Origin of the sequence: Pantoea sp. YU22, assembly GCF_003970755.1 — a bacterium.
Lineage (GTDB): Bacteria > Pseudomonadota > Gammaproteobacteria > Enterobacterales > Enterobacteriaceae > Pantoea > Pantoea piersonii.
Genome location: NZ_RYDU01000002.1, coordinates 370,050 through 390,120 on the forward strand (window position 1 = coordinate 370,050; position 20,071 = coordinate 390,120).

Consider the following 20,071-nt stretch of genomic DNA (forward strand, 5'->3'; position numbering starts at 1 on the left):
CATGATCCCGTCGCAAAGCGGCCAAAGTCAGCCTTGATGTCAGCGCGTCCCGCGTTATCCATAGCGTGGGACGCTTTGTTTTCGGGCACCCGCTGCGCCCGCCATGGCTATTCCGTACGACGCTTTGCTTTAGTTCAGCTGAATACGCGCCACGCTGTCCGGACCTTTGCTGCTGTGGTCCTTATTAAAGCCCTGCTTGACGGTGACATAGAGCGTCTGACCATCCGGCGTGACCAGCAGGCTGTTGGGATGTCCCTCGAACGACCAGCTGTTTTTCACCGCATAGGTGGTGGCGTCAAGCTGCAGCACCTTTTTCGATTCGCGCTGGCTGATATAGATCTCGTTGCGTTTCGCGTTGAATTTAATCCCCAGCGCGTCGCCGTCGATACGTTTGATCACCTTGCCCGTACGCTCATCGAACACCAGCGTGGTCTTCGCTTTGGAGTTGTCCGTGACAAACAGACGGCCCGTCGCCGGATCTTCCGCCATATTCAGCAGCAGATACTCTTTGCCGTCGCCTGCGGTCAGGCGCTTCTCGATCTTATGGCTGCGCGGGTTGATCGCCAAGATCTCTCCGCCGCCGTTCGCAGCGTAAATACGATCGGTGACCGGGGAATAGATAATGCCAGTGACCCACTTGCCTGCGTTTTTAATACGGGTTTTCAGCTTCATGGTCTGCGCGTCTACCACCCAGATCACGCCGGGATCGCCCACGCCACCGATATAGAGCAGGCCGTCATGCAGAAAGATCTCGCGCGCGCCGAACGGGGATCCCTTCTCGTTGCGCTCGCTGAACAGCGTGCGCGCCAGCACCTTGCCCTTCACCGGATCGATCTTCGAGACGCCGCCATCCAGCGTGTTGGTCACGTAGAGCAGGCTGCCGTCATCATTCATGGTCATACCGAAGTTTTTCAGATCGGTATAGCCTTTGCCGGTGGTCTCCAGCGTGGCGGGATCGAGGCGATAGATGACGCCGCCGCTGACATCCTTAAAGGCGTCAGCGCTGGCGACGTAAAGCGCTTTGGCGCCCGGCGCGTAAGCCATCTCATAGAGGCCGAAGGCGAGTTCGCGCTGTTTCATCTGAGAAGCGGCGGGCTGCGCGGCGACGGTTGGGGCTTCGACTTTTTTCGCCGGGGCCTGACAGGCTGTCAGGCCGAAAGCGGCGGCAATCGCCAGAGCAAGCGCGGCGTTGCGCGGACTGAACAGAGGTTTCATGCATGACTCCCTTAGCAAATGAGTCGCCTCCGCCCGGTTAATCCGCAGCGGTTAGCGCTCAAAAAGAATGAGAATCATACTCATTAACACTCAATGTGTAAATATTAACCCGCCGCGGCGACAGCGTTACGCCTCCTGCTGTAAACGCGCCTGTAAAAAATCGACAAAGGCGGTAATACGCGCCGGAAGCTGACGCTGCGCCTGCCATACCGCAAAAATATCACCGTCAGGCGCCTGCCATTCCGGCAGAACGTGCAGCAGCTCGCCCCGTTCAATGGCGTGCTGCGCATCCCACCACGAGCGCAGCAGGATGCCGTGGCCGTCCAGCGCCATGCGCATCGCCACCTCGCCGTCATTAGTGAGCAGGCTGCCACGAACCTTCTGGCTGACGCTCTCATCCCCCTTAACAAAGCGCCACAGGGTAAAATCCCCTTCATGCTGGCGCAGCAGAATGCAGTTGTGCTGCGCCAGTCCATGAATATCGGCGGGCAGTCCGCAGCGGGCCGCGTAAGCGGGTGAGCAGCAAAGGATGCGCGGATTGGTGCGCAGCCGACGCGCCACCAGCCGCGAATCGGGCGGTTCGCCGACGCGCACATCGATATCCACGTTAGCGTCGAGAAAATTGAGCGGCTGGCTGCTGAGCTGCAGCGAAAGCGACAGGTCAGGATGCAGAGCTGCGAACGCCGAGACGCAGGCGGCGACGTGGCGGCGGCCAAAGCCGAACGAGGCGTTGATATTCAGCGTGCCGCGCAGCGTCTGCGTCTGGCCGCTCACCGCCTCCTCCAGCGCCGCCAGCTGATCGAGCAGCGGACGCGCGCCGTCCAGATAGCGGCGTCCTTCTGCCGTCAGCTCCAGACGCCGCGTGGTGCGCCTGAGCAGCTGCACGCCGAGCCGTCGCTCAAGCTGGCTGAGGCGCTTGCTGACCGCCGCCAGCGATAAACCGAGATCGCGCGCCGCCGCCGTCAGGCTGCCAAGGGTAGCGATACGCACAAAGAAGGCGAGATCGTCGGTCGAAGTGCGGGATTCTTTACTTTGATTCAACATTGGCTTGCGTTTCAGGCTAATTATTTCCCGGTGATGCAAAGTTATACTGCGGAGACAATTCGAACATCAACCCTGCGAGGTGCCCTGTGACTGAAAAAATCCATCGTATTGCCGTGATCCCCGGCGACGGTATCGGTAAAGAGGTGATGCCGGAAGGCATCCGTGTGATGAATGCGGCGGCAGAGAAGTTTGGTATCGCGCTGCGCTGGGAGTGGTTCGATTTCGCCAGCGCCGAATACTGGCAGCAGCACGGCAAGATGCTGCCCGATGACTGGTTTGCGCAGCTGAAAACCTTCGATGCGATCTACTTCGGCGCGGTGGGATGGCCTGAGATCGTGCCGGATCACGTCTCGCTGTGGGGATCGCTGCTGCAGTTCCGCCGCGAGTTTGACCAGTACGTTAACCTGCGGCCGGTGCGCCTGATGCCCGGCGTTAAGGCACCGCTGGCGAACCGCAAACCGGGCGATATCGACTTTTATGTGGTGCGTGAAAATACCGAGGGCGAATACTCCAGCGTCGGCGGCACGATGTTCCCCGGCACCGAGCGTGAAGTGGTGATCCAGGAAACCGTGATGACGCGCACCGGCGTCGATCGCATCCTGAAATTTGCCTACGAGCTGGCAAACAGCCGCCCGAAAAAGCACCTGACCTCCGCCACGAAATCCAACGGCATCGCCATCACTATGCCTTACTGGGACAAGCGGGTTGAGGCGATGGGTGAGCACTATCCGCAGGTCAAAGTCGATAAGTATCATATCGATATTCTTACCGCCAATTTCGTGCTGCATCCTGACTGGTTCGACGTGGTAGTCGCCAGCAACCTGTTCGGCGATATCCTTTCCGATCTCGGCCCGGCCTGTACCGGCACTATCGGCATTGCGCCCTCCGCTAACATCAACCCTGACCGCATCTTCCCCAGCCTGTTCGAACCGGTACACGGCTCCGCGCCCGATATCGCCGGTAAAGGCGTGGCGAATCCCATCGGCCAGATCTGGTGCGGCGCGATGATGCTGGAACACCTGGGTTATAAAGAGGCGGGCGACGCGGTGCTCGACGCTATCGAACGCACGCTGGCGCAGGGCGAATGCCTGACGCGCGATCTTGGCGGCGACGCAGGCACCGAAGCGCTTGGCGCCGCGATCGCCGCCGCGCTCAACGCTTAATCCACGTCGAACAGCTCTGCATGCCAGCCTGGCGGCAGCGGCTCAGGCCGCTCAACCGCCAGGTGATGCCAGCGCAGGTTCTCAACGCCGCGCGCGAACAGCGCGGGCAGGCCGTCAGGATAACGCTCTACGCCGTACGCTTCGCCGGTTCTGGGGTCGAGCTTATACGCATTATCCAGTCCCATGCCGGTCGGCGCGTCCGGGTTGCACGGCGGCCGAATATCATACTGTCCCTGCGCGCTATCATGGCTCAGCGTCTGGCGCAGCTGCACACTGGCGATCAGCACGTCGCGGATATCGCCCGGCCGCGCCGCATGCAGGTTGATCGCCCCTTCCGCCACGCCGACGATATTGCTGAACTGCACCTGCTCAACCCTGCCAGGCATAATGTCAGGGCGACGGCTGCGTACTGAAATAAACAGCGGGTCGGCCTTTCCCCAGTGGCACGGCGGCGCATAATGGCAGACAAAGGTCAGCTGGCTGAACAGCAGACGCCGCAGGGTGCCGCCGTCGCGAGACAGGATGCCTACGGCGCGATTGGAGTCAAATATGGTGCAGCCGGTGACCGTCACATCTTCCACATCATCCCAGGTTTCGGTGCCGATCTTAAAGGCGCAGCTGTAACTGCGCAGCTGGCAATTGGTAATCATAATCTGCCGTGCCGGACGCCGCAGCGCCGCTGGTTTGTGGGTGGTTTTAATACAGATTGCGTCATCGGCAGCGCTGAGGTAGCAGTTGCTGACAAACACCGTCTCGCAGCTGTCGATATCCAGCGCGTCGGTATTCGGCATAGTCATGGCGTTGTCGATGGTGAGATGGTCGATATGCACATGCCGGCAGCTCACCAGATGCACGGTCCACATCGGGGCCTGCACAATGGTAACGTCCTCTAGCCGCACCTGTTCGCAATCTTCAAACACAATGATGCGCGGCCTGTCGGCGCGCGGCAGCCGGTAGCCCTGCTCGTCACGCCCGGCGGCGAACCAGGCTTCGCCGTCGCCGTCAATGCGGCCAGTGCCGCTGATGGTGAGATTGCGCTGGCCAAGGGCGTAGAGCAGCACATTGTGCGACTTCTCGGCGCTGCTCAGCGCCTGGAACGGCTGGTAATCGGCCAGCCGCTGACTGGCGATCAGCACTGCGCCCGCTTCAAGGTGCAGTTCAAAATCAGAAGGCAGGTTCAGGCAGCCGCTGCGGTAACGCCCGGCAGGCACCGTCAGGCGTCCTCCGCCCGCGGCAGCGATCTGATCCATGGCGTATTGCAGCACCGCCGTATCCAGGGTTTCGCCATCGGCGGCAGGATGAAAATCAGCAAGGGAAAGGTGCATTATGCGGCTCCCGCAACAGTGAGGAGGAAGAATTGCAGCACGTTCTGGCGTTGCAAACCTTTGTCTGGCCGCCACTGCGCCGCGCCATATGACATCTTTCGCATTACTTCACGGCGCCTTCGGTCACGCCACTGATAAATTTCCGCTGGAAAATCAGGAACACCGCTATCAGCGGCATAATGACAATCATCGCGCCCGCCATCAGTACCGGAATATCGATGGTGTTTTTGTTCTGAAAGAACATCATGCCAATCGGCAGAGTGCGCAGTTCATCTTTGTTGACCAGAATGAGGGGAATAAGGAATTCGTTCCAGGTCCAGATAAAGAGTAATAGACCAAGCGTCGACAACGTCGGCCAGATCGCCGGTACCAGAATACCCCACAGGATTTTGACCCGCGACGCGCCATCCATCACCGCAGCTTCTATCAGCTCTTTCGGCACCTGCTGAAAGGCGCTGGCGATCATCAGCGTGGTAAACGGCAGCGACAAAGCGATTTGCGGCAGGATCAGCGCCAGGTAGGTATTCGTCAGCCCCATCCAGCGCAGTTCATGATAGAGCGGAATGATAAACGCCTCGCTCGGCAGCACCATACCGAGCGCCAGCAGCGCCGCAATCCCTTTTTTACCGGGAATTTTCAGCCAGGCGAAGCCAAACCCCGCCAGAATCCCAAGCAGCACGCTGCACAGCACAACAGGAATGACCACCAGCACTGAGTTAAGGAAGTAGATGTTAAAATGCCCCTGCTGCCAGGCGGTAACGTAGTTTCTGATGCTAAACGAGGCGGGCAGCGTGAACACGCCCTGAAACAGCTCCATCTGGGTTTTGAAGGAGGTCATCAGCGCCATCAGAAACGGCAGGATGGTCATCAGCGCAACAATCCAGATCAGCGCGCGTGAAATCACCAGCGTACTTCGCATCAGTAACGCTCCTTTAAAGCCAGGTGTATCAGGTAGTTAATCCCTAACACGATCAGCATGCTGAACACCGCTACCGATGAAGCATAGCCAAAGTAGTGCAGGTCAAAGCCCTGCTTATACATGAAGATATTGGTGACCATGGTCGAGGTGCCCGGCCCGCCCTGGGTCATCACATAGACCAGATCAAACGCCTTCAGGCTGGCGATAACCGTCAACAGCAGCGCGATCCGCAACTCAGGCCGCAGGCCCGGCAGGGTGATTCGCATAAACTTCTGGCGACGCGAGGAGCCATCCAGATCGGCCGCCTCCAGCAGAGAAGGATCCATCCGCTGCAACCCCGCCATAAACAGCACCAGACAGAAGCCGAAGAAGTACCAGGTAGCGACTAAGCCGACGGCGGGCAGCGCCCAGGTAAAGTCACCGAGCCACGACATCGCCAGCTGCGGCAAGCCGATAGCACGCAGTACCTGATCGATCGGGCCAAACGCCGGGTTATACAGCCAGCGCCATACGACCCCCAGCACCGCCATCGGCATGATATAGGGCAGAAAGAAGAGAATACGCAGCACGCTTCGTTCGCTGTTACTGCGCGTGTCATACAAAAAGCTGCACAGCAGCAGACCCACGCTAATGGGCAACAGGGTATAGAACAGCATCAGGATGGCGTTATTACCCAGCGCAATCCAGAATACCGGATCGCTGAACATGCGCAGATAGTTGCTGACACCGCTAAACAGCGGCAGCGAGGTGCCGTCCCACTCGGTAAAGCTGATGCCCAGCGAGGCCAGCAATGGAAAGAGCAGAAATACCGCGTAGACCAGCACTGCAGGCAGAACATAGAGAAAATTACGCCAACCGCTTAGATTCAACATAACCGTACTCGTGGCTCAGAACGACACTCAGGCCCGGCAATAGGCCGGGCCACCGGCTTAATGTTTCAGGGTTTTCAGGTAACGCTGATAGTTGTCGTCAAAATTAGCGATCATCTGGTCGGCTGTCTGCCGGCCGGCCAGCAGCAGCTGAACGTTCTGATTCAGCTCGGCATTCATGGTCGGCGTCGCCCAGTCAACGTAGTGGCCCAGGCCGTCATAGTCGTTGAGCGTCAGCCACACCTGATACGCCTCCGCCAGCAGCGGATTGTCCGTCGGCATTTTGGCCGTCTTGTTGGTGCTGGCAGGCAGGAAGCCGATCTTCAGCCAGCGGTCAGCCATCTCATCCGACACCATATAGTTAATGAATTTCGCCGCCGCATCCTGCTGCTCTTTACCCTTCGCGGTGCTGGTGAGTGAGAAGGCCAGATCGGTACCGCCCACCATCAGCGGCTGCTTCACGCCGTCACCGGCGGGCATGGCGGCAAAGTGAATATCTTTATTGTCTTTAAACTGGCCGAGGTACCAGGTGCCGCTCACCAGGAAGGCCGCCTGATTGTTCTGGAACAGCGTCGCGGCGTCATCGTGACCGATCCCCTGGAAGCCCGGGAAAAAGTAGCCGTTGTCTGTCCAGCGCTTCATCATGGTGGCGGCCTTCACCAGCTTGTCATCCTTAAAGCTGCCGCCGACATCGTAAATCAGATTGTCCAGCGCCTTACGATCGTGGCTTTCTATTTGCGCCTGCCACAGGGTGCTGAGCAGCTGTTGGCCCATGTTGCCATCCAGCAGACCGAGCATCATCGGCGCGGTGCCCTGCTGTTTCAGCTTCGCCATGGCGCTCTCCAGCTCAGCCAGGGTTTTGGGAACCGCAATGCCCGCTTTATCCAGCAGCGCTTTGTTGTAGTAAAGCCCGACCATTTCACCGAGGCTGGCGACGCCGTACAGTTTGCCGCTGCCGAATTCGCCGCTGTCTGACCAGCGGTTACGTTTAAGAATCGAGTCGGGGAAGCGTGTGGTCCAGCCGTCGGCGCTGGCATAGCTATCCAGCGGCACCAGCAGTTTATCTTTCACGAGGGAGCCCATATCGCCGCCGCCCTGATTCACCTGGGCGATCTGCGGCCCGTCGCCAGCGGTGAGCGCCAGCTTGAGCGGAATACGCGTATCTTCAAACGAGTGTACCGACCGGTTAATCACAATGCCTGGATTCTGCTGCGAAAAGGCTTTAATGCCCTCGTCCACGGCGGCTGTCTGCTGCGGATAGTTATAGATATCCCACTCATTGAGGGTGACGGCGGCCTGCGCAACGTGCGCAACGCTGCCCGCCAGCAAGCCCGCCGCCAATAGCCGACCCACATTGCGAATACGGAACGAACGAACTGAGGAAACAGACATTATGCTCACCTTCTCCAGACCAGGGTCGGCATCCTTTCATCTCACCGCCCGCCATCCCGCAGGCTGAAGCCTTTTACATCACACGCTTATCCATACTTACTTTAATAGAAAAATAAAGTCAAACAGCCAGCCGGTGAAATTGCAACGCTGTGAGCACGCGCAAATAAACAGCATTGTGGCGGCAAAATCAGCATGCCGCGCTGGCTATCCGCGACCTGACCGCAGCGGAACGCCACCCGAACGTCTTTCCTCAGCACAAAATATCAACGTCACCATTGCAAAATAACCCCATGATAAAACATATGAAAATCCTATCACGCTCACATTTTTCCGTTTTTCCAGTTCTGAAAGCCAGCCTCAGACGCCGCGTGTCGTGCGTGTTGGCGATCACAGTTGTGAAAGGTGATACCGGTAAAGATTGCCGAACCCGATGCGTTAGTGCGATAAGATAATTATTCTATCTTGAAAACTAAGTCCGCTTTCACTAACGTAACTTTTCATCTGCGGGCCGGTTCATCGACTGCCCCTCTCACCCACTTATGAGAATGCATTATGGCGAATCAAGGTGTCATTCGTCCGGCCACCCCGGCGGACTATCCGGCGCTCTACCGCATCTGCCTGGAGACAGCCGATGCCGGAGGCGATGCCCGCGCGCTTTACTCTGATCCGGACTATCCCGGCCAGCGGTTTGCCGTGCCCTATGCGCGCTTCGCGCCTGATTTTGCCTTTGTGCTGGAGATCGGCGGCGAGGTAATGGGTTATGTGGTAGCCGCGCCCGATACGCGTGCCTTTGAGGCGCAACTGCAGGCGGAATGGTGGCCGTTATGGCAGGAGAAATATCGCCAGCGTACCGCCAGCGCGCCGCTCGATAATAAAGTGCTCGACGCTATCCGTCAGCCCGACAGTGCAGCTGACGCGCTGGTGGCGCAGTGGCCAGCGCATCTGCACATTAACCTGCTGCCAGCGGCGCAAAAAGGGGGCTGGGGACGCAAAATGATTGAGCATGAACTGGAAGCGTTACGGGCGGCAGGCGTCAGCGGCGTACACCTTGGCGTGAGCCTGCAAAACGAGCAGGTCTGCGCTTTCTATCAGCGCATGGGATTCACGCCGATCATGCGCAGCAACGCCATTTACATGGGCCAGATACTCTGAGTGAGGTAGCCGATGACCAGCCTGCGCTTGCAGAATGTGAAGAAGTCTTACGAGCACGTCAGTGTCATTCATGGCATCGATCTGACGATCAACAGCGGTGAGTTTGTCGTATTTGTCGGGCCTTCCGGCTGCGGTAAATCAACGCTGCTACGCATGATCGCCGGGCTGGAGGAGATCAGCAGCGGGCAGCTGCTGATTGAGGAGCAGGACATGACGCAGCAGCCCGCCACCGAACGCGGCATCGCCATGGTCTTTCAGTCTTATGCGCTCTACCCCAATATGACGGTGCGCGGAAATCTGGCCTATCCGCTTGAGGTGATGAAAAAATCAAAGGCGGAGATTGCCGAGGCGATTGAGCGGACGGCGGCGCGTCTGCACCTGACCGAACTCCTTGACCGCCTGCCGCGCGCGCTCTCTGGCGGGCAGCGGCAGCGCGTGGCGATTGGTCGGGCGATCATTCGCCGTCCGCGGATTTTCCTGTTCGATGAGCCGCTCTCTAATCTCGATGCGGAGCTGCGGTTGCAGATGCGGATTGAGATTGCCCGGCTGCACGCCTCGCTAGGCAACACCATGATATATGTCACCCACGATCAGCTGGAGGCGATGACCCTGGCTGACCGCATTGTGGTGCTGCGTCAGGGTCGCATTGAACAGGTTGGCGCGCCGTTAACGCTCTATCACGATCCCGATAACCTTTTCGTCGCCGGCTTCATCGGTTCGCCCAGGATGAACTTCCTGCACGCTGAAATCAGCGCGGTTGGCAAAGGCGAAGTGCAGCTGCGGGTGCCGGAGCTGAAGATTAACAGCCTGGTGCTGCGCGTTGCTGCGCCCTGCCGCGAGGGGCAAGCGGTAACGCTGGGCATTCGGCCGGAGCATTTTCAGCCGGTGATGCAGACGCCAGAGGCGTTGCGCTTTCAGGGTGAGCTGTCGTTTAGCGAAATGCTCGGCCACACCAACTATCTCTATCTCGACATTGGGCGTGAACAGATGCTGGTGGTTGAGGAGCGCGAAGCGCATGCGCGCGAGCTGGGCGCACAGGTAGAACTGGGCATTTCCGCCGCTCATTGCCTGCTGTTTGACGAGCGCGGAGAACGGCTACGTTAAGAGAAGCGAACAGGATTTTCGGGCGCTGCGGCGCCCGTTTTCTTTGACAGCCGGTATCAGGTTACCGGCTCTTCATCGGCCTGCGCCGCCAGCAGGTCAAGCAGGCGGTTAACGGCAAAGCCCGCCGCCCCCAGCGCCCACATGCGGTTTGACTCGGTCAGGAACTGCAATGGCGTCATATGCGGCGTCAGCTTCAGCCGGTAAGCCTGGAAGCTCTGGGTGATGTGATCGAGGAGAATGCGCGACGCCATATGCGGCTCCATCGCCAGATACACCACATCGGGATCGTAGGCCACCGACAGATTTGCCAGCGAGATCCCCAGCTCACGCCCCGCCTCTTCCAGCGCTGCCAGCACCTCTGGCGTCGGACGCTGATCCAGCGACTGCAGTGTGGTTAGCGCAGTTGGCTCGTGCTCCGCCACCCGCTGCAAAATAGCGCGGGAGGAGGCCACGTCCTCCAGCAACCGCAGCGAGCCGTCGCCGACCAGCCCGTTACCAATCTCGCCCGCTTTGCCGTGGCGCCCCCGGTAGAGCTGGCGATTGAGGATGATCCCGGCACCAATGCCCTTGCCGTAGGTGGCGATAACCGCCGACTGAGCCGTGCCGAGCTGGCCAAATACCAGCGCCGCCATCGCCATCGCGTTGGCATCATTCTCAATAAAGACCGGCAGCGAGAAGCGTTCCTCCAGCTGACGCGCGACCGGCACGTTCTCCCAGTCGAGTACTTTCGAGCGGATGCAGTAGCCGTTTTCAGCGTCTACCAGCCCCGATAACGCCAGACCGATGGCGCCGACCCGCTTCTCTTCAACGCCGCGCAGGAATTTTGCCAGCGCATCGCCGAGCTGGCGCGGCGTCAGGGGACCAGAAGGCATCTGCTGTTCGCCCAGCAAATTACCGCTGAGATCGGTCATCACGATGAGGTTACGTTCAGCGTTGAGCTGGATGCCGATTACGCTGGCGCGATCGGGGTTGAGCCCCAGCAGCGTTTTGGGCCGTCCCATCGACACGCGACGCAGCCCCAGCTCCTGCACAATCTCTTGTGCCAGCAGGCGATTGGTCGCCTGCGAGACCGTCGACATGCTCAGGCCGCTGCGGACTTTAAGATCGGACTGGCTAATCGGCGCGTTTTCAACAATCAACCGCAGAATGCGCGCGGTCACGTTGGGAGCGGTCATAAATTCCTCGGGTTATATCCCTGTCGTTAACCAGCAGGCTTCCGGTCAGTGACTGGGTAGCTGTGCCGGAGTGACGTTATCGGACGATAAAGCAGGATGCGCGCGGGCAAGCGTCAGCGCTCCGCTTAGCGCGTCACCCTGCGGCATCACCAGCCGGGCCTGGATATCGGCGGCCAGCCAGCGATGAATCGGCGCCGCCAGGCCGCCCATCAGCGCCACGCGACCGGAGCTTAGCGCCGTAAGTCGACGCACCATCAGGCCGATATCTTCAGCCGTCTGCCGCAACAGGTCCTGCGCATGATGGTCACCGCCAGCAGCGGCGGCGAAAACCTGCGGCACCACTCGCGCCCAGTCAGCGGGCGCGGCCGTACGGGTCCACAACAGCATGGTTTCCGGACTGTGATCAAATTGCGCCATCAGCTGATAAGTAAAATCGCTTTGCCCGACAATCGCTTCGTGAGCCAGCAGTGCCAGGCGCAGCGCACGGCGACCCAGCTCCGCGCCCGATCCGTGATCGGAGAGGGCAAAGCCCCAGCCGCCCAGCAGCGTGAAGCGTGCGCCATCCCAGGCGGCGCCCTGGCTACCGGTGCCGGTAATGAACACCGCACCAGGCTGCCCGCCGTGGGCGCCCGCGCAGGCGATCTCTACATCGCTGACAACCTGTAAAGCCGCACATACTGGCTGCCAGCTGGCCAGCCGCGCCTGTACCGACGCGACGTTAGCGCCAGCTAATCCGGCGACCAGCGAGGTCTGTGCCAGCATCTTTGGTGACAGTCCGGCCTGTACAAATACCGTGTCGATCAGCTGCCCGACGCTGGACAGAGCGGCCTCATACTGTGACCAGACGTTAGCAGGCCCGCCAGCGGCTTCCGCCAGTACCGTACCCTGAAGGTCGGTTAACCGCGCGCGACACTGGGTGCCGCCACCATCAATGCCAAGAAGATAGTGTGATTGCACGCGTTTCCTCCCGCCTCCACTGGTTAAGAGTTGTAGCCATAATGAGCGAACGATAGGGTAAAAAAACTTAAATCGCAATAACAAATAAATATCGCAAAAAAATATCCGGATTTTCATCTTAGTTTACATAAAGATAAATAAAACCTCCTTTGCAAATATTGCAGCGCGATATTGACATTAGTTTTTCTACCGTAATAAGTTGGCGTTCAGATTATCAACAGTCGCGCCTGGCTATGAGCGGGCTCTGCGCTATCCGATTTCAGGATCAGGGGTTTAACATGAAAGTAGGCATTATCGGTCTTGGCTTTCGTCTGTCCCACGTCATCAAAGAGTTCAATAACGCTGACGACGCCTTCTCAGTGGTGGGCTATTACGACCCGGCTCCCGCCGGGCTGCCTAATCTGCATAGTTTTGGTATCGATCCGGGAGAGGCGTTTGACTCGGCTGAGGCATTACTGCAGCACGGCGGTATGGATGTGGTGCTGGTGGGTTCACCTAATTTTCTCCACCTTGAGCATGTGGGCCAGGCGCTGGCGGCGGGCTATACCGTCTTTACCGAAAAACCGGTGGTGATCAACGAACAGCAGACCATGGAGATGGCGAAGCTGGTGCGTCAATATGGCGAGGCGCGCATTCTGGTTGGGCTGGTACTGCGCTATTCGCCGCTCTATCACGATCTGCTGGCCGCACGCGACGCCGGTCAACTGGGCGAAATCACGTCAATTGAGGCGACAGAGCATATCAAGCCTTACCATGGCGCATTCTTCCAGCGCGACTGGCGGCGGCTGGAAAAATATGCCGGTCCCTACATTCTGGAAAAATGCTGCCACGACATCGATCTTTATCAGGGGCTGATGCAGCAACGACCGGTGCGGGTGGCCAGCTTTGGCGGCCGTAAATCCTTTACCCCGGCGCATGCCCCGCAGGGGACGGTAACTGCTGACTCCGAGGTCTACCATATCAAGCCAAGCGGCTGGTCGAGTACTGATGCGGTGTTTGACAGCGATGCGGATATTGTCGACTACCAGACCGCCCTGATTGAATACGCGGGCGGAGCGACCCTCGCCTTTCACGCCAATCTGAACGTGCCGGATGAGTTCCGTCGCTTCTGCGTCATCGGTACCGACGGGATGGCGGAAGGGGATTTCGTTCGCAACTATTTCCGCGTCCACAATGCGCGCAGCGGCGAGAAAGAAGTCGATACCGCCTACAGCGGCAACGCTTACGATGGCCACTACGGTGCCGACGCGCTGATGGCGGAAGAGATTGTAAAACACATTAAACAGGGAACACCGCTGAAAGTTTCAGTTGTGGACGCGCTGGAAGCGGGCCTCACCGCCATAAAAATCGATGAGGCGCGCAAAACCCGCAGCGTAGTGGATATGCGCGAAAGCTGGCAAACCTTTGACGCCAACCTGGGAAAAACAGGGGCCTGATGGCCCTCTCCTGAGGCGCGCCGTCCCCCGTCGCGCCTTAGTCTGTGATTAGCGGTATGACTGGAAGCTCACTGTCGCCGGCCCATGGGCCGGTTTTTTTATGCAGCATCGACATCGTTCTCCAGCTTCTGGCGCTTGCGTAAATGCGGGAACAGCGCCATCCACAGACCCACCACCACCAGCGTGCCGATACCGCCAATCGCCGCAGCAGGTACCGCGCCGAACCAGGCGGCCAGCATCCCTGACTCGAACTCGCCGAGCTGGTTTGAGGTGTTGATAAAAATGGCGTTGACCGCGTTAACGCGGCCGCGCATATCATCCGGCGTATCGAGCTGCACCAGCGCGCCGCGGATTACCATGCTCACCATATCGAATCCGCCAAGCGCGGCCAGCGCCAGCAGCGACAGCCAGAGCTGGGTGGAGAGCGCAAACACCAGCGTCGCGATGCCGAATCCCGCCACCGAGCCGAACATGATTATACCGACATGTTTCTCCAGCTTATTGCGGCTCAGCCACAATCCCACCAGCAGCGCGCCTACTGAAGGCGCGCCGCGCAGCAGACCAAGCCCCCAGGGACCCGTGTGAAGAATATCCTGAGCGAAAATCGGCAGCAGCGCCGTCGCGCCGCCGAGCAGCACAGCGAAAAGATCCAGCGAAATCACGCCGAGCACATCTTTACGATCGCGGATAAAGCGCACGCCGGCAAAAAGGTTCGGCAGATTCATCGGCAGACGCGTCTGCGGCGGACGCTCATAGTGCAGGCGGGCCACCAGAAAAAGCGACAGCAGATAAAAGGCGGCAGAGACGCCATAGACCACGTCCGGTCCGGCGACATAGAGCAGACCGCCCAGCGTGGGGCCGACGATAACCGCCGCCTGGCTGCCGACTGACGTCGAGGCCATGGCGCGCGCGAGAATAGCGGGCGGCACCAGCGAAGGCAGCATCGAGGTAATCGCGGGCCACTCCAGCGCTTTTGCCACGGAGATAAGGAACACCAGCCCCCAGATTTCGATTTTGCCTGCCCACTGAAACAGGGTTAACAACACCAGTGCGCCCAGCGCGACAAACTCTATCAGCTGACCCAGCAGGACGATGCGGCGACGGTCGTACTGATCGGCCAGATGACCGGCGGGCAGCGCCAGCAGCACCGACGGCAGAAACTGCATCAGGCCAATAATGCCCAGCGCCATAGCGCTGCTGGTAAGGGCGTAGATCTGCCAGCTAATGGCGACGGAGAACATCTGAAAGCCAAACGATGAGCAGGTGCGTGCCAGCCAGAAAGCGACAAACGCCCGGTGTTTTAACAGCGAATCATCCGCTGTCGATGCCATAGAATCCATAATATATCCCGTTGATCACTCTGCCGACTCACGTCATAGCATGAGCCTCTCTTTTTTATCCGCGCAGGCGAATGCGTAGCACAGCGTGCTTGATTTCCCGTCGCCTGGCAATGTCGGGATGTGCTTTGTCAGGCGGGTAAAATGGCACGCCTGTTATTGGGTTAATTACTGACTATTATCAGACTATTTATTTCCAGAAAGCCAAAATCAGGACCAGTAAATTATTAAAGGTTTCATTATAATGGCTGCTAATTGCCGCGCAACAAGGCGCATAAAAAGGGTGACGCCTTTAATAATTCCGTTTTATATTGAGTCCAGCAGTAACCTGAGCGTTACCTTGAAAATCAATTTTCATTTTTGTCCGACTTTTTCTTTTAACCAGAGATGCATGGAAAATAGCTTGTACAATCCATATGTTACTGAAAATATTCTCTGCCCTGCAGGTACGCTGCTGGGTTTTTGTTATTCCAAACCTTACTTACTGGATGATGTTGAGGGAATCAATAATAATACCGACATAGTTGCGTGGACGAATCATTCTGCAAATGAAGCAGCCTTAATGATTATTCCCGTCACGGTAAAGCAGCTTAAACAAATCATTGCCGCACCGGAGCAATATCGCTTCTGGCAAAATTCACGGATCCGTCTTGCCATTAACTATGACGCCCTGAAAGAGTGCCGCCTCGCTTTGCCTGAAATAACAAATATTTTCCACTTCTGGCTACTCGATTTCGCCCCGCCCGGCGCTGACTGGCGGCTGATTGACTCTTTTCCTTTTTCCGGCATCGTGTTAAGCGAAGATTTCTTTAACGCTAATTATCAAAAATTCACCTTCCCCTTTTTATTATCTTCATTTGCTGAAAGAGAAATTAAGGTTATTGTCCGCAGCGCTCAGCCCGCGCCGCCCGCCGAGGTGATGAAGGCGTTGAATATATCTGGCTGGCAGCAGCAGCGATGCGCAGGCTCTCTGTTTAGCTGAATCGCCGAGGAAAAACCCAACCGCTGGCGTTATGGGCGCAGGCTTCGCGCCATAACGCAGCGTAAAACCCCATAAAATGTCGTCCTAATTACGCGCTCAAGCGCAAAGCGCTAAAAAAATCAAACCTCTTAACGTTTTTGCTATAAAATTTAACTCACATGGACAGCGTTGCTCACGGAAAGAGCGGCATTGAACACCTGCTTTCTTACGTACTTTATGACGTGAAAACAGCCTAATTCGTTGTTTTCTGTGTTTTTATGGCAAAAAAACGAGGTCGACATTATGGGGAAAAGTTCCTCATCTTTTGGCGTAATTCGTTTCCTGACGGTGCTGTTCGCATTCCTGACGGGCGCGTTTATGCTGATTGGCGGTGGTTGGTTAGCCGCTATCGGAGGTTCCTGGTATTACGTTATCGGCGGTGTGGTTATGCTTATCACCGCTTATCTGCTGTCACGTCGCAAAAGCACCGCGCTGGTTCTCTATGCGCTGCTGCTGATCGGCACCCTGATTTGGGGCGTGTGGGAAGTCGGCACTGACTTCTGGGCCCTGGCGCCGCGCACCGACGTGCTGGTGATCTTCGGCGTCTGGCTGATCCTGCCCTTCGTTTACCGTAGCGTAAACGCTGGCAGCAAAGCCGCGCTGGGCAGCATGGCTGTCGCGCTGATCGCCAGCGCTCTCGTGCTGGCCTATGCGGTGTTTAACGATCCGCAGACGGTGAATGGCAAGCTGCCGGAAACCGCGCAGAACGCCACGCCAGCACAGCCGCTGAGCAATATCGACGATGCCGACTGGCCCGCCTATGCGCGTGACCAGCAGGGTACTCGCTTCTCGCCGTTGAAGCAGATCAACGAAGGGAACGTGAAGAACCTGCAGGTTGCCTGGCAGTTCCAGACCGGCGATCTGAAAACCCCGAACGATCCGGGTGAAATCACCGACGAAGTGACGCCGATTAAGGTTCGCGACACCCTCTACCTCTGCTCGCCGCACCAGATCCTGTTCGCGCTCGACGCGACCACCGGCAAGCAGAAGTGGAAATTCGATCCGGGCCTGAAACCGAACCCGACCTTCCAGCATGTCACCTGTCGTGGCGTCTCTTACCACGAAGTGCCTGCTGCGGCCGATGCCGCTAACAGCCAGCCTGCGCTCTGCTCGCGCCGTATTTACCTGCCGGTAAACGATGGTCGCCTGTTCGCGCTGGATGCGGAAACTGGCGCACGCTGCCCTGCCTTCGGCAACAACGGCGAGCTGGATCTGCAGCACAAGCAGCCGGTCACTACCTCAGGTCAGTATGAGCCGACTTCGCCGCCGGTTATCACCGATACCACTATTGTGATTGCGGGCGCGGTAACTGATAACTACTCGACCCGCGAGCCGTCAGGCGCGATCCGCGGCTTCGACGTTAACACCGGCAAACTGCTGTGGGTCTTCGATCCGGGCGCGAAAGATCCTAACGCGATCCCGTCTGACGAACACACCTTCACCATGAACTCGCCGAACTCCTGGGCGCCGGCGGTTTACGATCCGAAACTGGATACCGTTTACCTGCCGATGGGCGTTTCTACCCCGGATATCTGGGGCGGCAACCGTACGCCGGAGCAGGAGCGTTATGCGAGCAGCGTGCTGGCGTTGAACGCCACCACCGGTAAGCTGGTATGGTCCTATCAGACCGTACACCACGATCTGTGGGACATGGACCTGCCGTCGCAGCCGACGCTGGCCGATATCACCGATAAAGACGGCAATACCGTTCCGGTGATCTACGCCCCGGCGAAAACCGGCAACATCTTTGTGCTGGATCGCCGTACCGGCAAGCCGGTTGTGCCTGCGCCGGAGACCCCGGTTCCGCAGGGCGCAGCGAAAGGCGACCACGTTTCGCCGACGCAGCCTTACTCCGAGCTTACCTTCCGTCCGAAGCAGAATCTGACGGACAAGGATATGTGGGGCGCGACCCTGTATGACCAGCTGGTGTGCCGCGTGATCTTTAAGCGCCTGCGCTACGAAGGTCCGTTCACTCCGCCGTCCGAGCAGGGCACGCTGGTGTTCCCGGGCAACCTGGGCATGTTCGAATGGGGCGGTATTGCGGTCGATCCGCATCGCCAGATCGCTATTGCCAACCCGATGGCGCTGCCGTTTGTTTCTAAACTGGTGCCGCGCGGTCCGGGCAACCCGATCGAGCCGCCAGAAGGCGCGAACGGTGGTTCAGGCACCGAAACCGGTATCCAGCCGCAGTACGGCGTGCCGTACGGCGTTGAGCTGAACCCGTTCCTGTCACCGTTTGGTCTGCCGTGTAAACAGCCGGCCTGGGGCTACGTTTCTGCCGTCGACCTGAAAACTAATGAAGTCGTCTGGAAGAAACGTATCGGCACCACGCGCGACAGCGCGCCGGTTCCGCTGCCGTTCAAGATGGGTATGCCGATGCTGGGCGGCCCGATCGCCACTGCCGGTAAGGTATTCTTTATCGGTGCGACCGCAGATAACTATCTGCGCGCTTTCAGCACCGAAACCGGTGAGCAGCTGTGGCAGGCGCGTCTGCCGGCTGGCGGCCAGGCGACGCCGATGACCTATGAAGCGAACGGCAAGCAGTACATTGTCATCGCTGCAGGCGGTCATGGCTCCTTCGGCACCAAGCTGGGCGACTACGTTATTGCCTATGCGTTGCCCGATGAGAAATAAGCCTCGTTGAGGTGATTAAAAAAGCGGACTTCGGTCCGCTTTTTTTATTGCTGTTCCTTCCGGCTTTTCCACCCGTTCACTGCCCCGCACAGCACCATCACCGCCGCCGTCAGCAAAAACACCGGCCGCATGCCGTACGCCCCGCCAATAACGCCGCCGAACAGCGGGCCGCTTACCTGACCGATATACTGCGCCGAGGTGGAGTAGCCAAGCATACGGCCGACCTGCCCTTCCGGCACGCTGTGCCGAATAATCGCCGTGATGCAGGGCAACAGGCCGCCCAGCGCCATCCCCATTAAAAAGCGCAGCGCCACCAGCTGCCACGCGGCGGTAATAAACGCCTGAGGAATAAGCAGCATCGCGCAGACCAGCAGCCCGGCGCTCAGCACGCGCCAGTGGCCGATACGGTCAGCCAGTTTGCCCAGCCGCGGCGCAGAAAGAATGCTGCCCAGCGCGGCTGCGGCCATCACCAGCCCGGCGGTAACGGTGACGGCGTGATCCCCCTGAACAAACTGCCCGACATAGAGCGTGATAATCGGCTCAATCGACATATTGGCGAAAATCAGCAGCATCCCCGACAGCCACATCAGCCTTACTACGCCGTGATTGAGGTGGCCCGACTCGCTGTCGGCGCGATGCGTCGCCGCAGGCTGACGCGGCAGCTCTTTAAGCAGAAACGCGGTCGCCAGGAAGGCGAGAAAAATCACGCCGCCGGTCAGCCAGAAGGTATGGCGGATGCCAATCAGCGGCGGCAGCACGCCGCCCAGCAGCGGGCCGACGACATTGCCCGCCATAATTCCGGATGAGAGCACGCCGAGCGCCCAGCCGGTCTGCGCCTTCGGCGTCTGGGACGCCACCAGAATGGTTGAGCCGGAGGCGTAGCCGCCAAGCAGCCCCGCCAGCAGGCGCAGCGCCACCAGCTGCCAGGGCGCGCTCGCCATACCGATCAGAGCCATCGCGATCGCCATGCCGAGACTGGCGCGGATCAGCATCAGCTTGCGGCCATAGCGATCCGCCAGCCTGCCCCAGAGCGGCGCGGTCAGCGCGGCGCTGAAGAAAGTCGCGCCATAGGCCAGCCCGGACCAGCGCGCAATCGCCGCCGGTTCCGTCACGCCGAGCTGACGCACATAGAGCGGCAGAAACGGCAGCAGTAGCGTCATCGCCACGATAGTGCTGAACGAGCCCAGCACGCAGACCCATAAGTTACGTTTCCAGATTTGCGCATCTGGCGCGGCGATCGCTTCCATAAAGCCCTCCGTCTTATTTGACCTTCAGGCTAGCGGCGTTGATGCGTGAACAACAGTCCCGCCGCGATAATTACTCAGCGC

Annotated in this window: 16 protein-coding genes; 6 read left to right on the top strand and 10 right to left on the bottom strand. The window is 58.7% G+C overall.

Translation table 11 applies throughout. From position 1 onward, the window contains the following. Positions 1-129 precede the first annotated feature (129 nt). On the bottom strand, positions 130-1,215 hold the full coding sequence (locus EKL29_RS06195) for a YncE family protein (protein ID WP_126689130.1): 1,086 nt from the start codon (positions 1,213-1,215) through the stop codon (positions 130-132). Positions 1,216-1,341: 126 nt separating this feature from the next. Continuing rightward, complete coding sequence (locus EKL29_RS06200) at positions 1,342-2,259, bottom strand: LysR family transcriptional regulator (protein WP_126689131.1); 918 nt, start codon at positions 2,257-2,259, stop codon at positions 1,342-1,344. 86 nt (positions 2,260-2,345) lie between these two features. Between EKL29_RS06200 and EKL29_RS06205 the strand changes: the two genes are divergently transcribed. Then, positions 2,346-3,422, top strand: coding sequence for a tartrate dehydrogenase (locus tag EKL29_RS06205; RefSeq protein WP_126689132.1), 1,077 nt, complete (start codon positions 2,346-2,348; stop codon positions 3,420-3,422). Here the strand turns inward: EKL29_RS06205 and EKL29_RS06210 are convergent. The 4 genes from EKL29_RS06210 to EKL29_RS06225 form a co-directional block, all read right to left on the bottom strand. Next, complete coding sequence (locus tag EKL29_RS06210; RefSeq protein ID WP_120455274.1) at positions 3,419-4,747, bottom strand: glycoside hydrolase family 28 protein; 1,329 nt, start codon at positions 4,745-4,747, stop codon at positions 3,419-3,421. The two genes, EKL29_RS06205 and EKL29_RS06210, sit on opposite strands and share 4 nt — an antisense overlap. A 103-nt stretch (positions 4,748-4,850) precedes the next feature. After that, the gene (locus EKL29_RS06215) at positions 4,851-5,666 is read right to left on the bottom strand and encodes a carbohydrate ABC transporter permease (protein WP_120455272.1); all 816 of its coding nucleotides are present in this window, start codon (positions 5,664-5,666) and stop codon (positions 4,851-4,853) included. Next, positions 5,666-6,538 carry a carbohydrate ABC transporter permease gene (locus tag EKL29_RS06220; protein WP_120455270.1) on the bottom strand — a complete coding sequence of 291 codons (873 nt, stop codon included), beginning with the start codon at positions 6,536-6,538 and terminating at the stop codon, positions 5,666-5,668. The genes EKL29_RS06215 and EKL29_RS06220 overlap by 1 nt, the downstream gene beginning before the upstream one ends. Positions 6,539-6,595: 57 nt before the next feature. Further along, the gene (locus tag EKL29_RS06225; protein ID WP_126689133.1) at positions 6,596-7,927 is read right to left on the bottom strand and encodes an ABC transporter substrate-binding protein; all 1,332 of its coding nucleotides are present in this window, start codon (positions 7,925-7,927) and stop codon (positions 6,596-6,598) included. Positions 7,928-8,479: 552 nt separating this feature from the next. Here EKL29_RS06225 and EKL29_RS06230 point away from each other — a divergent pair. Both EKL29_RS06230 and EKL29_RS06235 read left to right on the top strand, forming a co-directional pair. Next, positions 8,480-9,079, top strand: a complete 600-nt coding sequence (locus EKL29_RS06230) for a GNAT family N-acetyltransferase (protein ID WP_120455265.1) — start codon at positions 8,480-8,482, stop codon at positions 9,077-9,079. 12 nt (positions 9,080-9,091) lie between these two features. Then, a complete protein-coding gene (locus tag EKL29_RS06235) occupies positions 9,092-10,183 on the top strand; it encodes an ABC transporter ATP-binding protein (RefSeq protein ID WP_126689134.1) in 1,092 nt (363 codons plus the stop codon). A 56-nt stretch (positions 10,184-10,239) separates the two neighbouring features. Here the strand turns inward: EKL29_RS06235 and EKL29_RS06240 are convergent, their stop codons facing one another. Both EKL29_RS06240 and EKL29_RS06245 read right to left on the bottom strand, forming a co-directional pair. Beyond that, entirely contained in the window at positions 10,240-11,358 is a 1,119-nt protein-coding gene (locus EKL29_RS06240) for an ROK family transcriptional regulator (protein WP_120455261.1), read from the bottom strand. 45 nt (positions 11,359-11,403) lie between these two features. Then, positions 11,404-12,315: a BadF/BadG/BcrA/BcrD ATPase family protein gene (locus tag EKL29_RS06245; protein ID WP_126689135.1), complete on the bottom strand. Its 912-nt coding sequence runs from the start codon at positions 12,313-12,315 to the stop codon at positions 11,404-11,406. Between the two features lie 278 nt (positions 12,316-12,593). On the opposite strand from EKL29_RS06245, the gene EKL29_RS06250 reads away from it, so the two are divergent. After that, positions 12,594-13,751, top strand: a complete 1,158-nt coding sequence (locus tag EKL29_RS06250; protein ID WP_120455257.1) for a Gfo/Idh/MocA family protein — start codon at positions 12,594-12,596, stop codon at positions 13,749-13,751. 98 nt (positions 13,752-13,849) lie between these two features. Here EKL29_RS06250 and EKL29_RS06255 read toward each other — a convergent pair whose 3' ends face one another. Further along, entirely contained in the window at positions 13,850-15,091 is a 1,242-nt protein-coding gene (locus tag EKL29_RS06255) for an MFS transporter (RefSeq protein ID WP_126689136.1), read from the bottom strand. Between the two features lie 241 nt (positions 15,092-15,332). Here EKL29_RS06255 and EKL29_RS06260 point away from each other — a divergent pair, with 241 nt between their 5' ends. Next, positions 15,333-16,070, top strand: coding sequence for a hypothetical protein (locus EKL29_RS06260; RefSeq protein ID WP_271152424.1), 738 nt, complete (start codon positions 15,333-15,335; stop codon positions 16,068-16,070). Between the two features lie 282 nt (positions 16,071-16,352). Next, on the top strand, positions 16,353-18,743 hold the full coding sequence (locus tag EKL29_RS06265) for a glucose/quinate/shikimate family membrane-bound PQQ-dependent dehydrogenase (RefSeq protein ID WP_120455880.1): 2,391 nt from the start codon (positions 16,353-16,355) through the stop codon (positions 18,741-18,743). Positions 18,744-18,787: 44 nt separating this feature from the next. Here the strand turns inward: EKL29_RS06265 and EKL29_RS06270 are convergent, their stop codons facing one another. Next, the gene (locus tag EKL29_RS06270) at positions 18,788-19,990 is read right to left on the bottom strand and encodes an MFS transporter (protein ID WP_126689137.1); all 1,203 of its coding nucleotides are present in this window, start codon (positions 19,988-19,990) and stop codon (positions 18,788-18,790) included. Positions 19,991-20,071: the final 81 nt, after the last annotated feature.